This window comes from Pseudomonas fluorescens (assembly GCF_003732425.1).
GTDB classification, from domain to species: domain Bacteria; phylum Pseudomonadota; class Gammaproteobacteria; order Pseudomonadales; family Pseudomonadaceae; genus Aquipseudomonas; species Aquipseudomonas fluorescens_BE.
Genome location: NZ_MOBX01000004.1, coordinates 53,436 through 70,503 on the forward strand (window position 1 = coordinate 53,436; position 17,068 = coordinate 70,503).

17 protein-coding genes and 1 other RNA gene are annotated in these 17,068 nt (G+C 57.3%); 8 read left to right on the plus strand and 10 right to left on the minus strand.

The features are described from left to right. Positions 1 to 181: 181 nt before the first annotated feature. Positions 182 to 535, minus strand: an RNA gene (gene rnpB / locus BK670_RS07305) — RNase P RNA component class A. Between the two features lie 73 nt (positions 536 to 608). Then, positions 609 to 1,514 (minus strand): 16S rRNA (cytidine(1402)-2'-O)-methyltransferase, encoded by a 906-nt coding sequence (rsmI, locus tag BK670_RS07310; protein ID WP_123449235.1) that lies wholly within the window; start codon positions 1,512 to 1,514, stop codon positions 609 to 611. A 177-nt stretch (positions 1,515 to 1,691) separates the two neighbouring features. On the opposite strand from rsmI, the gene BK670_RS07315 reads away from it, so the two are divergent. The 4 genes from BK670_RS07315 to BK670_RS07330 all read left to right on the plus strand — a co-directional run bounded on the left by BK670_RS07315 (position 1,692) and on the right by BK670_RS07330 (position 5,138). Further along, positions 1,692 to 3,503 carry a penicillin-binding protein activator gene (locus tag BK670_RS07315; RefSeq protein WP_123449236.1) on the plus strand — a complete coding sequence of 604 codons (1,812 nt, stop codon included), beginning with the start codon at positions 1,692 to 1,694 and terminating at the stop codon, positions 3,501 to 3,503. Next, positions 3,503 to 3,865, plus strand: a complete 363-nt coding sequence (locus tag BK670_RS07320; RefSeq protein ID WP_123449237.1) for a YraN family protein — start codon at positions 3,503 to 3,505, stop codon at positions 3,863 to 3,865. Before BK670_RS07315 ends, BK670_RS07320 begins: the two co-directional genes overlap by 1 nt. Positions 3,866 to 3,969: 104 nt before the next feature. Beyond that, positions 3,970 to 4,563, plus strand: coding sequence for a phosphoheptose isomerase (locus BK670_RS07325; RefSeq protein ID WP_007917022.1), 594 nt, complete (start codon positions 3,970 to 3,972; stop codon positions 4,561 to 4,563). Next, positions 4,560 to 5,138: a BON domain-containing protein gene (locus tag BK670_RS07330; protein ID WP_007917023.1), complete on the plus strand. Its 579-nt coding sequence runs from the start codon at positions 4,560 to 4,562 to the stop codon at positions 5,136 to 5,138. The genes BK670_RS07325 and BK670_RS07330 overlap by 4 nt, the downstream gene beginning before the upstream one ends. 146 nt (positions 5,139 to 5,284) lie before the next feature. Here the strand turns inward: BK670_RS07330 and BK670_RS07335 are convergent, their stop codons facing one another. From BK670_RS07335 to rplM, 7 genes are all read right to left on the minus strand, one after another. Then, the gene (locus tag BK670_RS07335; RefSeq protein WP_007917024.1) at positions 5,285 to 5,698 is read right to left on the minus strand and encodes a ClpXP protease specificity-enhancing factor; all 414 of its coding nucleotides are present in this window, start codon (positions 5,696 to 5,698) and stop codon (positions 5,285 to 5,287) included. Between the two features lie 16 nt (positions 5,699 to 5,714). Next, entirely contained in the window at positions 5,715 to 6,332 is a 618-nt protein-coding gene (locus BK670_RS07340; protein WP_007917025.1) for a glutathione S-transferase N-terminal domain-containing protein, read from the minus strand. 146 nt (positions 6,333 to 6,478) lie between these two features. Then, entirely contained in the window at positions 6,479 to 7,261 is a 783-nt protein-coding gene (locus tag BK670_RS07345; RefSeq protein WP_007917027.1) for a cytochrome c1, read from the minus strand. Continuing rightward, a complete protein-coding gene (locus BK670_RS07350) occupies positions 7,261 to 8,472 on the minus strand; it encodes a cytochrome b (RefSeq protein ID WP_122590050.1) in 1,212 nt (403 codons plus the stop codon). Before BK670_RS07350 ends, BK670_RS07345 begins: the two co-directional genes overlap by 1 nt. Beyond that, positions 8,472 to 9,065 (minus strand): ubiquinol-cytochrome c reductase iron-sulfur subunit, encoded by a 594-nt coding sequence (petA, locus tag BK670_RS07355; RefSeq protein ID WP_003228055.1) that lies wholly within the window; start codon positions 9,063 to 9,065, stop codon positions 8,472 to 8,474. Before petA ends, BK670_RS07350 begins: the two co-directional genes overlap by 1 nt. Before the next feature lie 269 nt (positions 9,066 to 9,334). Continuing rightward, positions 9,335 to 9,727, minus strand: a complete 393-nt coding sequence (gene rpsI, locus BK670_RS07360; protein ID WP_003205364.1) for a 30S ribosomal protein S9 — start codon at positions 9,725 to 9,727, stop codon at positions 9,335 to 9,337. A 14-nt stretch (positions 9,728 to 9,741) separates the two neighbouring features. Next, positions 9,742 to 10,170 carry a 50S ribosomal protein L13 gene (gene rplM, locus BK670_RS07365; RefSeq protein ID WP_007917032.1) on the minus strand — a complete coding sequence of 143 codons (429 nt, stop codon included), beginning with the start codon at positions 10,168 to 10,170 and terminating at the stop codon, positions 9,742 to 9,744. A gap of 245 nt (positions 10,171 to 10,415) precedes the next feature. On the opposite strand from rplM, the gene BK670_RS07370 reads away from it, so the two are divergent. Beyond that, on the plus strand, positions 10,416 to 11,456 hold the full coding sequence (locus tag BK670_RS07370) for an NADP(H)-dependent aldo-keto reductase (protein ID WP_123449238.1): 1,041 nt from the start codon (positions 10,416 to 10,418) through the stop codon (positions 11,454 to 11,456). A 104-nt stretch (positions 11,457 to 11,560) separates the two neighbouring features. Here the strand turns inward: BK670_RS07370 and BK670_RS07375 are convergent, their stop codons facing one another. Beyond that, positions 11,561 to 12,697, minus strand: a complete 1,137-nt coding sequence (locus BK670_RS07375; protein ID WP_123449239.1) for an acyl-CoA dehydrogenase family protein — start codon at positions 12,695 to 12,697, stop codon at positions 11,561 to 11,563. Positions 12,698 to 12,947: 250 nt separating this feature from the next. Here BK670_RS07375 and BK670_RS07380 point away from each other — a divergent pair, with 250 nt between their 5' ends. The 3 genes from BK670_RS07380 (at position 12,948) to BK670_RS07390 (ending at position 17,057) form a co-directional block, all read left to right on the plus strand. Continuing rightward, the gene (locus tag BK670_RS07380) at positions 12,948 to 13,844 is read left to right on the plus strand and encodes a GlxA family transcriptional regulator (protein ID WP_176091778.1); all 897 of its coding nucleotides are present in this window, start codon (positions 12,948 to 12,950) and stop codon (positions 13,842 to 13,844) included. A gap of 175 nt (positions 13,845 to 14,019) precedes the next feature. Beyond that, on the plus strand, positions 14,020 to 15,969 hold the full coding sequence (locus BK670_RS07385) for a flavin monoamine oxidase family protein (protein ID WP_123449240.1): 1,950 nt from the start codon (positions 14,020 to 14,022) through the stop codon (positions 15,967 to 15,969). 200 nt (positions 15,970 to 16,169) lie between these two features. Further along, positions 16,170 to 17,057, plus strand: coding sequence for a nitrilase family protein (locus BK670_RS07390; protein WP_123449241.1), 888 nt, complete (start codon positions 16,170 to 16,172; stop codon positions 17,055 to 17,057). Positions 17,058 to 17,068: the final 11 nt, after the last annotated feature.

Genomic DNA, 17,068 nt, shown 5'->3' on the forward strand with positions numbered 1-17,068 from the left:
TCGAAAGTTAAAGTGATTTGTTAAGAGTAAGATTTTTTCGGTATTACAAAAGCGCTTCTGCTGTTGATTGAAGCAAGGTGGGAAATGGCTATTACTGCGTTTGCCGCTGCCGAACTTTCAGAGCAGGCCTGCTGATATTACACAGCCCTGTTGCCAATGATTCAAGCAGGGAAAGAAAAAGGTGGAGAGTCGATCTGTAAGCCGGGTTCTGTCTTGAACAGTCATTCGTCTACGATGGCCATCACTGGACATCTTTAGCAACCTACCCGGTCCCAGCGCGGGCCACGCCTTGGGACCCTATTTGGTCTTGCTCCAAGTGGGGTTTACCTAGCCACGAACTGTTGCCAGACGTGCGGTGCGCTCTTACCGCACCTTTTCACCCTTACCGGCGCCGAAGCGCTTAGGCGGTTATTTTCTGTGGCACTTTCCGTAGGCTCACGCCTCCCAGGCATTACCTGGCACTTCGCCCTATGGAGCCCGGACTTTCCTCCCCCCCCTAATTTTCATAGAGGGCAGCGACTGTCCGATCGACTCTCCGCCGCGCAGGTTAACGGCAGAGCGCCTGAAGAACAAGCGCTAAAAGCCTCAAGACCGTTATGGGCGACGGCTTACACGCCTTTCTGTTTCTCCAGCGCGACCTGATACAGCACGTTTTTGCGCTCGCCGGTAATTTGCGCGGCCAACGCGGCGGCTCGCTTGAGCGGCATCTCCTCGAGCAGCAGATCAAGGATACGCATGGCTTCGCTGCTGACGGCGTCTTCGGAGTCCGGCGCGGTCCAGCCAGCCACCAGTACTACGCATTCGCCGCGCTGCTGATTACTGTCGGATTCGACGAACGCGCGCAACTCGGCCAGCGGCAGCCCCTTGAGCGTTTCAAAGGTTTTGGTGATTTCGCGGGCGAGCAATGCCTGACGCTCACCGCCAAACACAGCTTCCATATCCTGCAGACATTCAAGGATGCGGTGCGGGGCTTCATAGAAAATCAACGTACGCGGCTCTTCCTTAACCGCTTCCAGGCGCGCCTTGCGCCCGACCGATTTGGCCGGCAGAAAACCTTCGAAGATGAACCGGTCAGACGGCAGACCGGCCGCCGACAACGCGGCGATAAGCGCACAGGCACCCGGCACCGGCACCACATTGATTCCAGCCGCGCGAGCCTGGCGCACCAGGTGATAACCCGGATCGGAAATCAGCGGCGTACCGGCATCTGAAATCAGCGCGACGTTATCGCCGGCCAGCAAGCGGGTGATAAAGCGGCTACCTTCATCTCTTTCATTGTGTTCGTGACACGCGGCCAACGGCGTGCCAATGCCGAAGTGCTGCATCAGGCGCGCCGAATGACGGGTGTCTTCGGCAGCGATCAAGGCCACTTCGCGGAGGATCTTCAGGGCCCGGGCGCTGATGTCGTCCAGGTTGCCGATGGGCGTCGCCACCACATAAAGCGAGCCAGCAGCGGAATTCAGGGAACCTGGAGCAGTCAAAGCGCACACCTCGTGATCGGTAAAAGCCGCCATTGTAGCGCGACACGAGGCTTGCGACGCGCCTCGACCCACCATGGTTTTGCACGCAGTTGTGCGCCGCCGCAACATTTACTCCAGCTAAATTGTCCGTTTCACGCCACTAACATCGCGCCCCGGCCAGTGCTTGGGTACAATTCGACGCTAATTTGATCGAGTATCAGGAACACTTACATGATCGCTTGCCTGCGGCTGTTCACTGCCCTCTGCCTCGCTGCCCTGTTGGCGGCTTGCGCCAGCTCCCCTTCCTCCAGCCTTGGCGAACTTCCACGGACTCCGGATGCCAGCATCGAGCAACTGCTCGAACAGGCTAGCCAGGCGAAAACCCCGGAAAAAGCTGCCCTGTTGCGCCTGAGCGCTGCAGACCTGGCTTATCGCCAAGGCAATGCCGGACAGTCCGCGCAAATCCTGCAACAAGTGCCGATGGAGCAACTCAAGCCCGGCCAGCAGATTTTTGCCAGCACGCTGAATGCCGAACTGGCCATGACCCGCAATCAGCCGAAAGCTGCGCTGACGGCCCTGAGCCATCCAAGCCTGCAACACTTGGGCGAGATGCCTGAAGAGCAGCAAGTGCGCACCGGCACCGTCCACGCCCGCGCCCTTGAAGCCGATGGCCAGACACTGGCCGCCGCCCGCGAGCGCGTGTTCATTGCGCCGATGTTGCAAGGCGAAGCCGCGAGCAAGAACCACGAGGCGATCTGGACCCTGATCGGTTCGCTACCAACCGATCAACTGCAACCGAACAACACCGACGATCTCGGCGGCTGGATGGGCCTGGCCATGGCGGTGAAGTCCGCCGGCACCCTGGAACAGCAGCAAGCCGCGATCGACACCTGGCGCGCGCAGAATCCAAAACACCCGGCCGCAATCAACCTGCCGCTGCCGTTGACCAAACTCAAGGAACTGGCCAGCCAGCCCCTGAGCAAGATCGCCCTGCTGCTGCCACAGGACGGCCAACTGGCCGCCGTTGGCAAGGCACTGCGTGAAGGCTTCATGGCTGCGCACTACCAGGCTCAACAGGCCGGGCAGAAGCCACCAGCGATCGAGTTCTACGACAGTTCCAAGCTGACTTCGATGGACGAGTTCTACCGCAAGGCTCAGGCTGACGGCGTACAACTGGTCGTCGGCCCGCTGGAAAAACCGCTGGTCAAACAACTGAGCACCCGTCCGCAACTGCCGATCACCACTCTCGCGCTGAACTACAGCGAAGGCGATCAAGGTCCGGCGCAGCTGTTCCAGTTCGGTCTGGCTGCTGAAGACGAAGCCCGCGAAGTCTCGCGCCGTGCCCGCGCCGATGGCCTGCACCGCGCCGCGATCATGGTGCCGAAAGGCGAATGGGGCGACCGCGTACTGCGTGCGTTCAGCCAGGACTGGCAGGCGAACGGTGGCAGCATCGTCGCGACCGAACGCGTTGATCAGCCAGTGCAACTGGCCCAGCAGATCGCCGACATGTTCCAACTGCGTCAAAGCGAAGCCCGCGCCAAGAGCCTGCAGAATGCCGCCGGCACCAACGTCGCCGCGCAGCCTTCGCGTCGTCAGGACATCGAATTCATCTTCCTCGCCGCCACACCGCAACAGGCGCAGCAGATCAAGCCGACCCTGAACTTCCAGTACGCAGGCGACGTTCCGGTTTACGCGACCTCGCACGTTTACAGCGCCAGTGGCGACGTCAACCAGTACAACGACATGAACGGCATTCGCTTCTGCGAGACCCCGTGGTTGCTGGACACCAGCGACCCACTGCGTCAGCAAGTGGTTGCGCAGTGGCCGCAAGCTTCCGGCAGCCTCGGACGCCTGTACGCGATGGGCGTGGATGCCTATCGTCTGGCACCGCGCCTGGGTCAACTCAAGGCCTTGCCGGACAGCCGCATCGACGGTGAGTCGGGCAGCCTCGGCATGACCCAGACCCAACGCGTTGTGCGTCAGTTGCCTTGGGCGCAGTTCGTCAGCGGCCAGGTTCAACGCCTGCCGGACACCCCGCGCTAATGCCCGACAGGTCACGCTCGCAAAGCGGCAAGGATGCCGAGCGCCAGGCGCTCGAACATCTGCAACAACAAGGTCTGCGCCTGCTGGCGCAGAACTGGTTGTGTAAACGCGGTGAGCTTGATCTGGTCATGCTTGATGGCGATACAGTAGTATTCGTTGAAGTTCGCTACAGAAAAAACACTCAATGGGGTGGCGCGCTCGCTAGCATCGATGAGCGCAAGCAGCAGAAACTGATTTTCGCTGCGCAGTATTTTCTTCAGCGCGAGTCGCGCTGGGCCAATTCCCCCTGCCGCTTCGACGTGGTGGCCATCGACAGCCATCCGGATCAGCTGAACTGGTTGCAGAATGCTTTCGACAGTTGATCGTCGGGGTTGCGACCCGGACAATTCCACCGACAAATTTTGCTCTTTGCTTTGCGGGCTGCACATTCATGTGCCGGACAGCCGCGCTACTTAAGGTCACACAGATGGACATGCAATCCCGAATTCGCCAGCTTTTCCAGGCCAGTATCGACACCAAGCAACAGGCGATGGACGTACTTGCACCGCACATCGAGCAAGCCAGCCAGATCATGGTCAACGCCCTGCTCAACGAAGGCAAAATGCTTTCGTGCGGCAATGGCGGCTCGGCCGGCGATGCCCAGCACTTCTCCTCGGAGCTGCTCAACCGCTTCGAGCGCGAGCGCCCTAGCCTGCCGGCCATCGCCTTGACCACCGACACCTCGACGATCACCTCGATCGCCAACGATTACAGCTACAACGAAGTGTTCTCCAAGCAGATCCGTGCGCTCGGTCAGCCAGGCGATGTCCTGCTGGCGATTTCGACCAGCGGCAACTCGGCGAACATTATTCAAGCGATCCAGGCCGCACATGATCGCGAAATGATTGTCGTAGCTATGACCGGACGCGATGGCGGCGGCATGGCGTCGCTGCTGTTGCCCGAGGACGTCGAGATTCGCGTACCGGCCAATGTCACTGCACGTATTCAAGAAGTCCACTTGCTGGCGATCCATTGCCTTTGCGATCTGATCGACAGCCAACTGTTCGGGAGTGAAGAATGACCCCTAATCGCCTTGGCCTTCTGGCCTTGACCCTGTGCCTCGGCATCAGCGGCTGCACCTCGGTGGTGAACGCCAGCCGTGAAGCGCCGATCGACGACGACCGTGGCACGCGCACCTTCGGTAGCAAGATCGATGACTCGTTGATCGAAACCAAAGTCGGTGTGAACGTGGCCAAGGCCGACCCGGCTCTGGACAACGACTCGCACATCGTTGTGACCAGTTTCAATGGTGTTGTCTTGCTGGCCGGTCAAACGCCTCGCGCAGACTTGAAAGCCAAAGCTGAGCAAGCGGCAGCCGCCGTGCAACGGGTAAAAACCGTTCACAACGAACTGCAGGTCATACCGCCGTCCGGTTTCCTGGCTCGCCAGAATGACACCTGGCTGACGTCCAAGATCAAGACCCAGATGCTGACTGATGCCAGCATTCCTGGCTCGCGAATCAAGGTCGTGACCGAGAACGGTATCGTCTATCTGCTGGGCTTGCTGACCAAACAGGAAGCCACTCAGGCAACCAATCTGGTTCAGGGCGTTTCCGGCGTGCAGAAAATCGTCAAGCTGTTCGAGTACATCGACTGATACACGATCTCTGTAGGAGCTGCCGAAGGCTGCGATCCTTTGATCTTGCTTTTAAAAGATCAGGATCAAAAGATCGCAGCCTTCGGCAGCTCCTACAGTTTTGCAACGCACAGAAAAAAGGCGATCCATCCGGATCGCCTTTTTTATTACTTCACCACTTTCAGGCTTGGCCGGCCGCTAGGGCGCGGCGGCTCACTGTCCGGTGGCGGCAAGTCGTCATCCGACTCGATCTCTTCTTCGTCATCCATTGGCGACTCGAGATCGAACACCATGCCCTGACCGTTCTCCCGGGCGTAGATCCCCAGGATCGCGCTGATCGGCACGTACAGACTGTGCGGGACGCCACCGAAGCGACCTTCGAAGGTCACTACGTCGTTGTCCATGTGCAGATGACGCACCGCACTCGGCGAGATGTTCAGGACAATCTGCCCGTCACTGGCGAAACCCTGCGGCACCTGCACGGCCGGGTACTCGGAATTGACCAGCATGTGCGGGGTGCAATCGTTATCAACAATCCACTCGTAGAGCGCGCGGACCAGATAAGGTCGACTGGAGTTCATAGCGGCTCCTTAAGCCTTAGCGCATATCGCGTTCGACACCAGACAGACTCGCCTGGAAAGCCTCACGCGCAAACGAGCGCTCCATATAATCAAGCAGCGGCTTGGCTGGCCGCGGCAGTTCAATACCCAGAATCGGCAAACGCCAGAGTATTGGCAATAGGCAGCAATCCACCAGACTTTGTTCCTCACTGAGGAAAAACGGCTTGTCGGCAAACAACGGCGACACGCCCGTCAGGCTTTCGCGCAATTCCTTGCGCGCCACGACACGCGCGGCTTCCTTGGACTTGGGATCCAGAATCAGATCCACCAGACCACACCAGTCGCGCTGAATACGGTGAATCAGCAGGCGGCTGTTGGCACGCGCCACCGGATAAACCGGCATCAACGGCGGGTGCGGGTAACGCTCATCCAGATATTCCATCACCACGGTCGACTCCCACAACGCCAGGTCACGATCGACCAGCGTCGGCAGACTGCCGTAAGGGTTTACTTCAATCAGTTTAGGCGGCTGGCGACCAGCTTCCACATAAATGATCTCGGCGCTGACACCCTTCTCTGCAAGCACAATGCGCACTCGGTGGGAATAGTGGTCGGCGGGGTCGGAGTAACAGGCCAACCGATTGGTCACGCCCATGGCGATCCTCCTCGCTTGTTGAAATTATCGGAACCGGAAAAACGCGCGCGCCCAGAGGGCGCCTCCCGCAACCTCTGGCTGACCAGACGTTGCGTTATCGGAGGCGCCCTTGGGCGCGCGCGATTAACAGCAATGCTTGAAGCGTATCAGTGCACGTCTTTCCAGTATTCACGCTTGAGCAGGTAGGCGAACACAAAGAAGAACGCCAGGTACAGCAAGACGTAAGTACCGATGCGCTGATGTTGCAGCTTAACCGGGTTAGCCGAGTAAGCCAGGAAGGTTACCAGATTCTTGACCTTCTCATCGAACTGCTCTTCGTTCAGAGCACCGGATTTCGGCACGATGGTCAGTTGATCGCACGCTTCATGAGTCAGAGGCGTACCGGTCAGCGGATCATATTGCTTCTTGCCGTCTTCGACGATCTGCACCTGCTTGCAACCAACGACCTGGCGACCTTGCAGGCCGACCAGCACGTTAGGCATGCCGACGTTCGGGAAGACCTTGTTGTTCACACCCCATGGACGTGCAGGATCCTCGTAGAACGAGCGCAGATAACCGTAAAGCCAGTCGGTGCCGCGTACGCGAGCGACCAGCGTCAGATCCGGTGGTGCGGCGCCGAACCAGGTCTTGGCATCAGCAGGCTGCATGCCGATGTTCATGTGATCGCCGATCTTGGCGCCGGTGAACACCAGTTTCTCCAGCATCATTTCGTGAGGAATGCCCAAGTCATCGGCAACCCGCTCGTAACGCTGGAACTTGGCACTGTGGCAACCCATGCAATAGTTGGCGAAGGTACGTGCGCCATCTTGCAAAGCAGCCTTGTCAGACACGTCAATGTCGACTTTTTCCAGCTCCGGACCACCGTGTTCAGCGGCAAAAGACAGCACAGGCAGCGCAGCAAAAATCAGAGCAAAAAATAACTTTTTCATCAGCCAGTCACCCTTTCCGGAACCGGTTTGGTCTTCTCGAGCCTGGTGTAGAACGGCATCAGAATGAAGTAGGCGAAGTACAAGAAGGTGCAGATCTGCGACACCAGCGTGCGCTCGGGCGTCGGGGCCAGCACGCCCAGAATGCCAAGGATCACGAAGGAAATGCAGAACACCACCAGCCAGATTTTGCTCATCCAGCCTTTGTAGCGCATCGATTTGACCGGGCTGCGATCAAGCCACGGCAGCACGAATAACAAGGCAATCGAAGCGCCCATGGCGATCACACCCATGAGCTTGTCAGGGATTGCACGCAGGATGGCGTAGAACGGTGTGAAGTACCAAACCGGCGCAATATGCTCTGGCGTCTTGAACGGGTTAGCCTGCTCGAAGTTGGGTTTTTCGAGGAAGTAGCCGCCCATTTCCGGGAAGAAGAACACAATAAAACAGAAGATAAACAGGAACACCACGACACCGACAATGTCCTTCACGGTGTAGTACGGATGGAACGCAATGCCGTCCAGCGGGATGCCGTTTTCGTCTTTGTGCTTCTTGATGTCGACGCCGTCAGGGTTGTTCGAACCGACTTCGTGCAGCGCCAGAATGTGCAGCACTACCAGACCAAGGATCACGATCGGTAGCGCGACAACGTGCAAGGCGAAGAAGCGGTTCAGGGTGATCCCCGAGATCAGGTAGTCACCACGAATCCACTGGGTCAGGTCGTTGCCGATGACCGGAATCGCACCAAACAGCGAGATGATCACCTGGGCACCCCAGTAGGACATCTGACCCCAAGGCAGCAGATAACCCATGAACGCTTCGGCCATCAGCGCCAGGTAAATCAGCATGCCGAACACCCAGACCAGCTCGCGCGGCTTCTGATACGAACCGTAGAGCAGGCCACGGAACATGTGCAGATAGACCACGATGAAGAACGCCGAAGCGCCGGTCGAGTGCAGCAGACGCAGGATCGAGCCGTACTCGACGTCGCGCATGATGTATTCAACGGAAGCGAAGGCTTCTTCTGCCGACGGCGTGTAGCTCATCGTCAGCCAGACACCGGTGACGATCTGGTTGACCAGCACCAGCAGCGCCAGGGAGCCGAAGAAGTAGAAGAAGTTGAAGTTTTTTGGAGCGTAGTACTTGCTGAGATGGTCTTCCCACATCTTGGTCGCAGGAAAGCGCGCATCAACCCAATCCATGAACTTGCTCATCACGCTTTCTCCGTATCGACGCCAATGACAATCAGGTCATCGGTCTCATAGGAATGCGGGGGAACTGGCAGGTTCAAAGGCGCAGGTTGCGACTTGTAGACGCGGCCAGCCAGATCGTAGTGGGAGCCGTGGCAAGGGCAGAAATAGCCACCGACCCAGTCTTTACCCAGATCCGCAGGTGCCACTTCGGGACGGAAAGTCGGTGAGCAACCCAAGTGCGTGCAGATCCCGATCAGCAGCAGAATTTCCGGCTTGATCGAACGCACTTCAGGGTCGACATAGGTGGGTTGCGTGGAGTTTTTGGAGGTTGGATCGGAGAGCTGGCCCTCGATCTTCTTGAGATTCCCCAGGATTTCCGCAGTACGGCGGACAATGAACACCGGCTGACCGCGCCACTCAGCAATCATCTGCTGTCCTGGCTCGATTTTGCTGACATTCACTTTCACCGGTGCACCGGCGGCTTTCGCCTTGGCACTGGGAAACCATGACCCCACGAACGGGACCGCAGCCCCCACCGCTCCTGCAGCACCCACCACGGATGTGGCTGCTACCAAGAAGCGACGCCGGCCTGCATTCACGCCGTCATTGCTCATTCAGTCCTCTCCCATCAGCTTTTGTGGCCTGTTAAATCAGGCATCTACTAAATAAATCAATGTTACTTATAAAAATTTTGCCGAATGGTAATGAAAAGCCCCAATTCTGACAAGGGAATTACCCGGAGCTCTTACCCTCAAGCCTTGCAGTATAGGGGGTCTACGGAAGTGGCAAGTTGTCGCAGCGCAATTCTTTGATAAATCACAGGCATAAAAAAACGCCCGCTTCCGTGAGGAGGCGGGCGTTCTTTTTGAACGTGGAAGCGGAATTAACGCTTCGAGTACTGCGGACGCTTACGCGCTTTACGCAGACCAACTTTCTTACGTTCAACTTCACGGGCGTCGCGAGTAACGAAACCAGCTTTGCGCAGAGCGCCACGCAGGGTTTCGTCGTAGTCCATCAGAGCGCGAGTGATGCCGTGGCGGATTGCGCCAGCTTGACCACTTACACCACCGCCGATCACGGTGACGTAGATGTCGAACTTCTCGACAGTCTCGGTCAGCTCCAGCGGCTGACGAACTACCATGCGGGCAGTTTCGCGGCCGAAGAAGTTATCCAGCGAACGGTTGTTGATGGAGATGTTACCAGTACCCGGACGCAGGAAAACGCGTGCGGTTGCGGTCTTGCGACGGCCAGTGCCGTAATTTTGAGTCGCCGACATAATGTACTATTCCGTTAAAACTTCAGTTCTTGGGGCTGCTGAGCAGTATGTGGGTGTGCAGCGCCCGCATAGACTTTCAGCTTACGGTACATGTCGCGACCCAGTGGGTTTTTAGGCAGCATGCCTTTAACCGCGGTCTCGATCACGCGCTCAGGGGCTTTAGCGATCAGCTTTTCAAAGTTGATCGACTTGATGCCGCCCGGGAAACCGGAGTGGGAGTAGTACATTTTGTCAGTGGTTTTAGCACCGGTAACACGAATCTGCTCAGCATTGATTACGACGATGTAGTCGCCGGTGTCAACGTGAGGAGTGTACTCAGGCTTGTGCTTGCCACGCAGACGGCTCGCGATTTCGGTGGCCAGACGACCCAGGGTCTGACCAGCAGCGTCGACGACAAACCAGTCGCGCTTTACTGTTTCCGGTTTAGCAGTAAAAGTTTTCATTCTTTATAGCCTCAGGGGCCGCCCTGTAAATTAGACGGCGGATCTTACTGAATAGTGCGTACTTTGACAAGTCAAAGGCAGCCGGATACAGACGCTTTCGGGGGCTCGGGTCGGCGCGTCCGTTCAACGGCAAGATTCTTCGGCGGCGGCGCATCACTTCCACTGCAGAAAGAGGTCGGCAATTATGCAGATTGCGAAAAATATTTCAACCTGCTTTTATGATTGTTTTGCCCAAGGAGCACCCGATGGACTATCGCCAGCTAGGCCGTACCGACCTGAACGTGAGTGCAATCTGCCTCGGAACCATGACCTGGGGCGAGCAAAACACTGAAGCTGAAGCCTTCGCCCAGATCGAAAGGGCCAAGGAGGCCGGGATCAATTTCATCGACACCGCCGAGATGTACCCGGTGCCGCCGAAAGCCGAAACCTACGCCACCACCGAGCGCTATATCGGCAATTACTTCAAAAGTCGTGGCGACCGCGCCGACTGGATCCTTGCCAGCAAGATCGCCGGCCCGGGCAACACCATCGACTACATCCGCGACAAAAACCTGCGCCATAACCGCCAGCACATCACCGCAGCGGTCGATGCCAGCCTCGAGCGCCTGCAAACCGACTACATCGACCTGTACCAACTGCACTGGCCGGAGCGCAGCACCAACTTTTTCGGACAGCTGGGCTACAAACACAAGATCGAAGCCAATCTGACCCAGCTTGAAGACACCCTCGAAGCACTCGACGAGCAAGTGAAGGCCGGCAAGATCCGCCACATCGGTCTGTCCAACGAAACGCCGTGGGGCACCATGCGTTTTCTGGCGCTGGCCGAAGCCCGTGGCTGGCCGCGCGCGGTGTCGATCCAGAACCCGTACAACCTGCTCAACCGCAGCTTTGAAGTGGGCCTGGCAGAAATCGCCATCCGCGAACAATGTGGCCTGCTGGCCTATTCGCCGCTGGCGTTTGGTTTCCTCTCAGGCAAGTACGAAGGTGGCGCCCGTCCGCCGAAAGGCCGCCTGAGCCTCTACAGTCGCTTCAGCCGCTATTTCAATGCGCAGTCGGAAGCAGCCTGCAGCCGTTATGTTGCGCTGGCCCGTGAACATGGTCTGGATCCGGCGCAGATGGCGCTGGCGTTCGTCACGCAGCAACCGTTTGTCACCAGCAACATCATTGGTGCGACGACGCTCGAGCAACTGGACAGCAACATTGCCAGCTTCGATCTGAAGCTCTCGGATGAAGTGTTGGAGGGGATCGAGGCGATTCACAAGGATCATCCGAATCCTGCGCCGTGATCGACCGCTAAAAGCTTCGCGAGCAGGCTCGCTCCCACAGGTACAGCGTGATCCTTGTGGGAGCGAGCCTGCTCGCGAAAGGGCCTGTCAAAACACTGCTAAATTCAAAGCGACCGCGCAATAATCTCCTTCATGATTTCATTGGTGCCGGCATAAATCCGCTGCACCCGCGCATCCGCCCACGCCCGGGCCACCGGGTACTCCCACATGAAGCCGTAGCCACCATGCAACTGCACGCACTCGTCGAGCACTTTGCATTGCAGATCGGTGCCCCAGTATTTCGCCATCGCCGCCGTCGGCACGTCGAGCTTGCCTTGCAGGTGCAGCTCTAGACATTTATCGACGAACACTCGGCCGATCTGGATTTCAGTGGCCATTTCGGCCAGCTTGAAGCGGGTGTTCTGGAAGTCGGCTATCGCCTTGCCGAACGCCTTGCGATCACGGGTGTAATCGAGCGTCCATTGCAGCGCCGCTTCGGCTGAGGCCAAACCGCCGATCGCCACGGTCAGGCGCTCCTGCGGCAATTCTTGCATCAGATAGGCGAACCCTGCCCCCGCTTGCCCCAACAGGTTTTCTTTAGGCACGCGCACATCCTGAAAGAACAGCTCCGAGGTGTCCTGCGCCTTCATGCCGACCTTTTCCAGGCGCTTGCCCTTGTCGAAACCTGGCGTATTCGCTTCGACCAGAAACAGACTGGTGCCCTTGGCGCCGGCCTTCGGATCGGTCTTGGCGACCACAATCACCAGATCCGCGAGAAAGCCATTGGTGATAAAGGTTTTCGAACCGTTGATGACATATTCATCACCGTCCAACACAGCCGTGGTCTTCACGCCTTGCAGATCGGATCCCGCCCCCGGCTCGGTCATGGCGATGGCCGTGACCATCTCGCCCGAAACCAGTTTCGGCAGGTATTTATGCTTCAGCGCCTCACTGCCGTAATGCAGGATGTACGGGGCGACAATGTCCGAATGCAGCGAGAAACCGATGCCGGTCAGGCCCAGCCGCCCGACCTCTTCGATCACCACCGTGCTATAGAGAAAGTCCGCCCCCAGGCCGCCGTACTCTTCCGGCAGGTGCGAGCAGAGCATCCCCGCCTCCCCTGCCTTGTTCCAGAGTTTGCGGTCGATATAGCCTTGTTTCTCCCATTGCGCATGGAACGGCACGGCCTCTTTTTCGAGGAAGGTGCGGACGCTGTCGCGAAACAATTCGTGCTCGGAGCTGAACAAGGTTCTGGGGATCATGCGGCACCTTTCTTTGTGGTTGGAGGGAAATGACCTTCAGAGACTAAGCCTCCCTTCTGACACGGGACACTGGACACATCCGACAAAAAATAAGACGATCCAGCCGTCTGGTGACCACTTTCCCTTATAAAAACAAAACAAAAGTTGAATTATGTCCAAGCAAGTCTCCACGCCCTTGCGGCGCGTCAGCATCCTGGCAATCGACCGGGTTTTCGCCTCCACTCTCATGCAAGCCAAGGATTTCTTCCATCTGGCCAGCCTGCGTTATGGCAAACAACTGGGCCACGGCCTGACTCCGGCCTTCGAAACACGGCTGGTCAGCCCCGACGGTAAACCGGTGAACAGTTTCAGTGACGTCGTGATGCCGGTCGACGGCGGACTGGAAAATGCCGATGTCATTATCCTCCCGGCGTTCTGGGACGATTTCGACACGCTGTGCAGCCGTTATCCGCAAGTCCTGCCCTGGCTGCGCGAACAGCATGCCCGCGGCGCGGTGTTGTGCGGTGAAGCCACCGGGGTGTTCTGGCTGGCCGAGGCCGGCCTGCTCAACGGCAAGGAAGCGACCACCTACTGGCGCTTCTTCAATGCGTTCGCCGAGCGGTTTCCCAAGGTCTATCTCAATCAGGACAAGCACCTGACCGATGCCGACAACTTGTATTGCGCCGGCGGCACCACCTCAGCCTGCGACCTGTACATCTACTTGATCGAGCGTTTCTGCGGGGCCAACGTCGCGCAAGCCGTGGCCCGCGACATTCTCTATGAAGTGCAGCGCAGCTATGCGCCGGGACGCATCGGTTTCGGTGGGCAGAAGCTGCATCAGGACGTGATCATCCTGCAGATCCAGCACTGGCTCGAAGAGCACTTCGCCGACAAGTTCCGCTTCGAAGACGTCGCCCGCGAGCACGGCATGAGCATCCGCAACTTCATGCGGCGCTTTCAGACCGCTACCGGTGACAAGCCGCTGCACTACCTGCAACGCCTGCGCATCGAGACCGCCAAAGGCTTGCTGTCCGGCAGCCGCAAGAGCATCAAGACCATCAGTTATGAGGTCGGTTACGACGATGCGAGCTTCTTTGCGCGGCTGTTCCGTCAGCACACTGAACTGTCGCCGAACCAGTATCGGCAGCAGTTTCAGCAGGCTGCTTAAGCGCCAGGCACACCATCATGTGGGTGTCATCGCACCCACATGAAAACTCTGCCAACTTACTTTTCCCACGCAACAAACCGAATTTACAGCCCCTGCGCAACCCGATTGCCGACTGTTCGGTGCAGAACAAGCTGTTCAATATCTTTCCTGTCAAAACCATCAGGGAAGATCAGTCGTGACCATTGGATCAAGCTATAACTATCCGTCGCAAGTGAACGGCGACATCACACGCACCAAGCGCTCGAAGCACTCACCATGGGCTGGCCGTTTTCCCAACCCTCCTGACTTGTGTTTCGACTATCGAACACTGGTCGAACAGGCAAACGGCGTCGCACAAGCGACTGCACCGCGACACAAAATCTGCATCATCGGCGCCGGCATCACAGGCCTCACGGCGGCGAGGGAATTGCACCGCTGCGGTTTTACCGACATCACATTGATCGAACAATCCTCCCGCGTTGGCGGCAGACACCTGACCGTGCCAGGCAGCCCCCGCTCGTCGGCCAGCCATACGCCGTTTGAAATGGGCGCGATGCGCATGCCCTTTTTCAATCGAGCGGGCGAATCGCCAACAGAGGGACGCTCGCTGATGGCTTATTACACCAAAGTGTTTGATCTGGCCTTTTCGGACTTCGCCAATCCAGGTAGCCAATGGGTCACCTCTACTGGCATTTTCCTGCGTGAAGGCAGCATGAGCGACGAGCTGACGCCGCAAATGCTCATCTGGAAAAACGCAGACGGTGAAACAGCCCCACCCGGAGCAGACCTGCAAGCGGTTCATGCCAAATGGAAGGCATTCGCCGATCGCATGACACGCCACGTTGCGCAGGCTTACGCAAGCAATGAATGGGAAGCGATGTGGGCCGCCATTGTCGAAAAATACGAAAGCGTGTCCTTTCGAGATCTGGTCAGCATGTCGGTGCTGGATACCTGGGACAGAAATGCGCCAGGTGACTTTGGCGGTATGGGAATGAATGCGAAGGAATCAGCGCTGTTCTATGCCATCGGTATCGGTGATGGCAGTTGGGGGGCTTTTTATGACGTGTGTTCACTCTACCCGTTACGCACCGCCATTTTTGGTTTCAGCAGCCAGTTGCAACTGATCTATGGTCGCGTCAACGCGGCTGGCGACCCGTTAGCCGACTCTCCCCTTCTGCACAGTAATGCGATGTTTGACTCCACCGGACAAAGCTTCGAAAAACCCCGCTACATCGGGCTCGCAGCGCTCGCTGAATGCCTGCTATTCATGAAGCCCGATGAAGCTGCCGACTCTTTCTACGAGCATTGCCTGAAACGACCAGACGGTTTGCTCATGGATACCTCTGTTACCCGAATCGAGAAACTCGGCAACTTGAAGTCGCGGGTGTATTTCAACTCCAGGCACAGCATGCCCCAATATACCCAAGAGCATTTCGATGACTTTGACTCGGTCATCATCACACTGCCTTCCTGGCTACTTGAAACCCGGGTAAAACTCGAAAACTTCACGCCGCAAATGCTGCCCTTCGAGATCATCAACGCTTACAAGACGGCGCATTGGGAGACCAGCTGCAAGGTCTTCGCCCCCCTGAAAAAAACCTTCTTGTCAGGCAAGAACAAAATCCCCCAGGCCATCGTCACCGATAGTTTCATCCACGATGTTTACACCTATCGCTATAACGACAATTACAGCTACGACTGCATCCTCCTGAGTTACACCTGGGAGGATGACGCCACCAAGCTTGGCTTGTTCACAGACAAGGAGTTGGTTATCCGGTGTGCCAAGGAGCTGGACCGAATCCTGATGAAATCAACCAATATCCAGGAACGTATTTCTCCGTATATAGGGGTCGATCAAGCCGTGGTACATCGCTGGATCACCGACAAAAATGCACTGGGATGCGCAAAGCTTTATCGACCCGGTGGCTACTACGATGCTGTCAGCCTGATGAAATACAACCGCGATTTCGCCCACGCATCGGGACTCTATCTGTGTGGCGAATCGTTTTCGGTGGATGCCGGCTGGACAGAACCCTGCTTCAGAGGCGCTATCGACGCAGTCATTCACATCTGCGACAAAACCGCGGCGACCTTCAATGGCGGCTTTTCGATGAGCGATTACCCGCACTACAAAATCGCAACCTGACGACCCATTTCTGACCTCCAGCCCCTCGACTACGCGCTTGGTTGCATGCATGCCATGCGTATCCCCGTTCCCGAGCCAAGCAAGAGCGGGAAATGGACTACTGCTTAAACGGAAGTGGCTGACTTACTCGCATTAGCTTTTCATTTCTTATGACCACGCAACTCCACAACATGAATAACAATAAGAAAGGGTCATTTGAAATGAGCGAGTCATTCAGCCCAGTTCGTCTAGCAGTTATCCAGTTCGACCCTCAGGTCGGTATCGAAAACCAGCGCGAGAACCTTCGCCAGAGCTTGATTCTGGCGCAAGAAGCCGCCAATGGCGGCGCCAATCTAATCGTCCTGCCCGAGCTGTCGAGCACCGGGTATTACTTCAGCAATCGGCAGGATGCCTTCGATCACTCGGAGTTGATTCCCGATGGTCCCAGTGTTCAGGCGTGGATGAACTTCGCCCGCGAGCACAAAGTTTATCTGGCAGCGGGTTTGACCGAGCGAGATGGCATGCGACTGTTCAATACCGCCGTGCTGGTAGGGCCCGACGGCTTCATTGGCAAATATCGCAAGGCACACCTGTGGAATCTGGAAAAGCTGTGGTTCACGCCAGGCGACCTGGGTTTCCCGGTATTCGAAACCCCCATTGGCCGAATAGGCTTGTTGATCTGCTGGGATATCTGGTTCCCCGAGGTACCGAGAATTCTGACTCAGCAAGGCGCGGACATTATCTGCAGCTTGAACAATTGGGTCTGGACCCCTCCTCCTCTTTTTGACGAGGCCGGCAAATGCATGGCGTCGTATCTGACCATGACAGCCGCACACGTCAACAATGTGTTCATCGCCGCAGCCAGTCGCATCGGCGAGGAGCGCGGTGCACGCTATCTCGGCTGCTCATTGATTGCCGGCACCAATGGCTGGCCGATTGGCGCGGTGGCATCCGCAGATAAACAGGAAATCCTGTTTGCTGATATCGACCTGACCAGTTCACGCAGTGCGCCCATCTGGAACAGTTTGAACGACCTGCATCGAGATCGTCGCGGCGACCTCTACGACTCGATGCTGGGTTACCGCCAGCACCCTTGCCTTCCACGCTGACAAGGGGCCTG

What these genes read in the sequence shown, in the direction of transcription:
- BK670_RS07335 (WP_007917024.1), bottom strand. Translation starts at nt 5,698, where the DNA reads ATGAACTCCAGTCGACCTTATCTGGTCCGCGCGCTCTACGAGTGGATT.
- rsmI (WP_123449235.1), bottom strand. Translation starts at nt 1,514, where the DNA reads ATGGCGGCTTTTACCGATCACGAGGTGTGCGCTTTGACTGCTCCAGGT.
- BK670_RS07375 (WP_123449239.1), bottom strand. Translation starts at nt 12,697, where the DNA reads ATGATCCCCAGAACCTTGTTCAGCTCCGAGCACGAATTGTTTCGCGAC.
- BK670_RS07330 (WP_007917023.1), top strand. Translation starts at nt 4,560, where the DNA reads ATGACCCCTAATCGCCTTGGCCTTCTGGCCTTGACCCTGTGCCTCGGC.
- BK670_RS07345 (WP_007917027.1), bottom strand. Translation starts at nt 7,261, where the DNA reads ATGAAAAAGTTATTTTTTGCTCTGATTTTTGCTGCGCTGCCTGTGCTG.
- BK670_RS07340 (WP_007917025.1), bottom strand. Translation starts at nt 6,332, where the DNA reads ATGGGCGTGACCAATCGGTTGGCCTGTTACTCCGACCCCGCCGACCAC.
- BK670_RS07320 (WP_123449237.1), top strand. Translation starts at nt 3,503, where the DNA reads ATGCCCGACAGGTCACGCTCGCAAAGCGGCAAGGATGCCGAGCGCCAG.
- BK670_RS07390 (WP_123449241.1), top strand. Translation starts at nt 16,170, where the DNA reads ATGAGCGAGTCATTCAGCCCAGTTCGTCTAGCAGTTATCCAGTTCGAC.
- BK670_RS07315 (WP_123449236.1), top strand. Translation starts at nt 1,692, where the DNA reads ATGATCGCTTGCCTGCGGCTGTTCACTGCCCTCTGCCTCGCTGCCCTG.
- BK670_RS07350 (WP_122590050.1), bottom strand. Translation starts at nt 8,472, where the DNA reads ATGAGCAAGTTCATGGATTGGGTTGATGCGCGCTTTCCTGCGACCAAG.
- BK670_RS07370 (WP_123449238.1), top strand. Translation starts at nt 10,416, where the DNA reads ATGGACTATCGCCAGCTAGGCCGTACCGACCTGAACGTGAGTGCAATC.
- petA (WP_003228055.1), bottom strand. Translation starts at nt 9,065, where the DNA reads ATGAGCAATGACGGCGTGAATGCAGGCCGGCGTCGCTTCTTGGTAGCA.
- rplM (WP_007917032.1), bottom strand. Translation starts at nt 10,170, where the DNA reads ATGAAAACTTTTACTGCTAAACCGGAAACAGTAAAGCGCGACTGGTTT.
- rpsI (WP_003205364.1), bottom strand. Translation starts at nt 9,727, where the DNA reads ATGTCGGCGACTCAAAATTACGGCACTGGCCGTCGCAAGACCGCAACC.
- BK670_RS07325 (WP_007917022.1), top strand. Translation starts at nt 3,970, where the DNA reads ATGGACATGCAATCCCGAATTCGCCAGCTTTTCCAGGCCAGTATCGAC.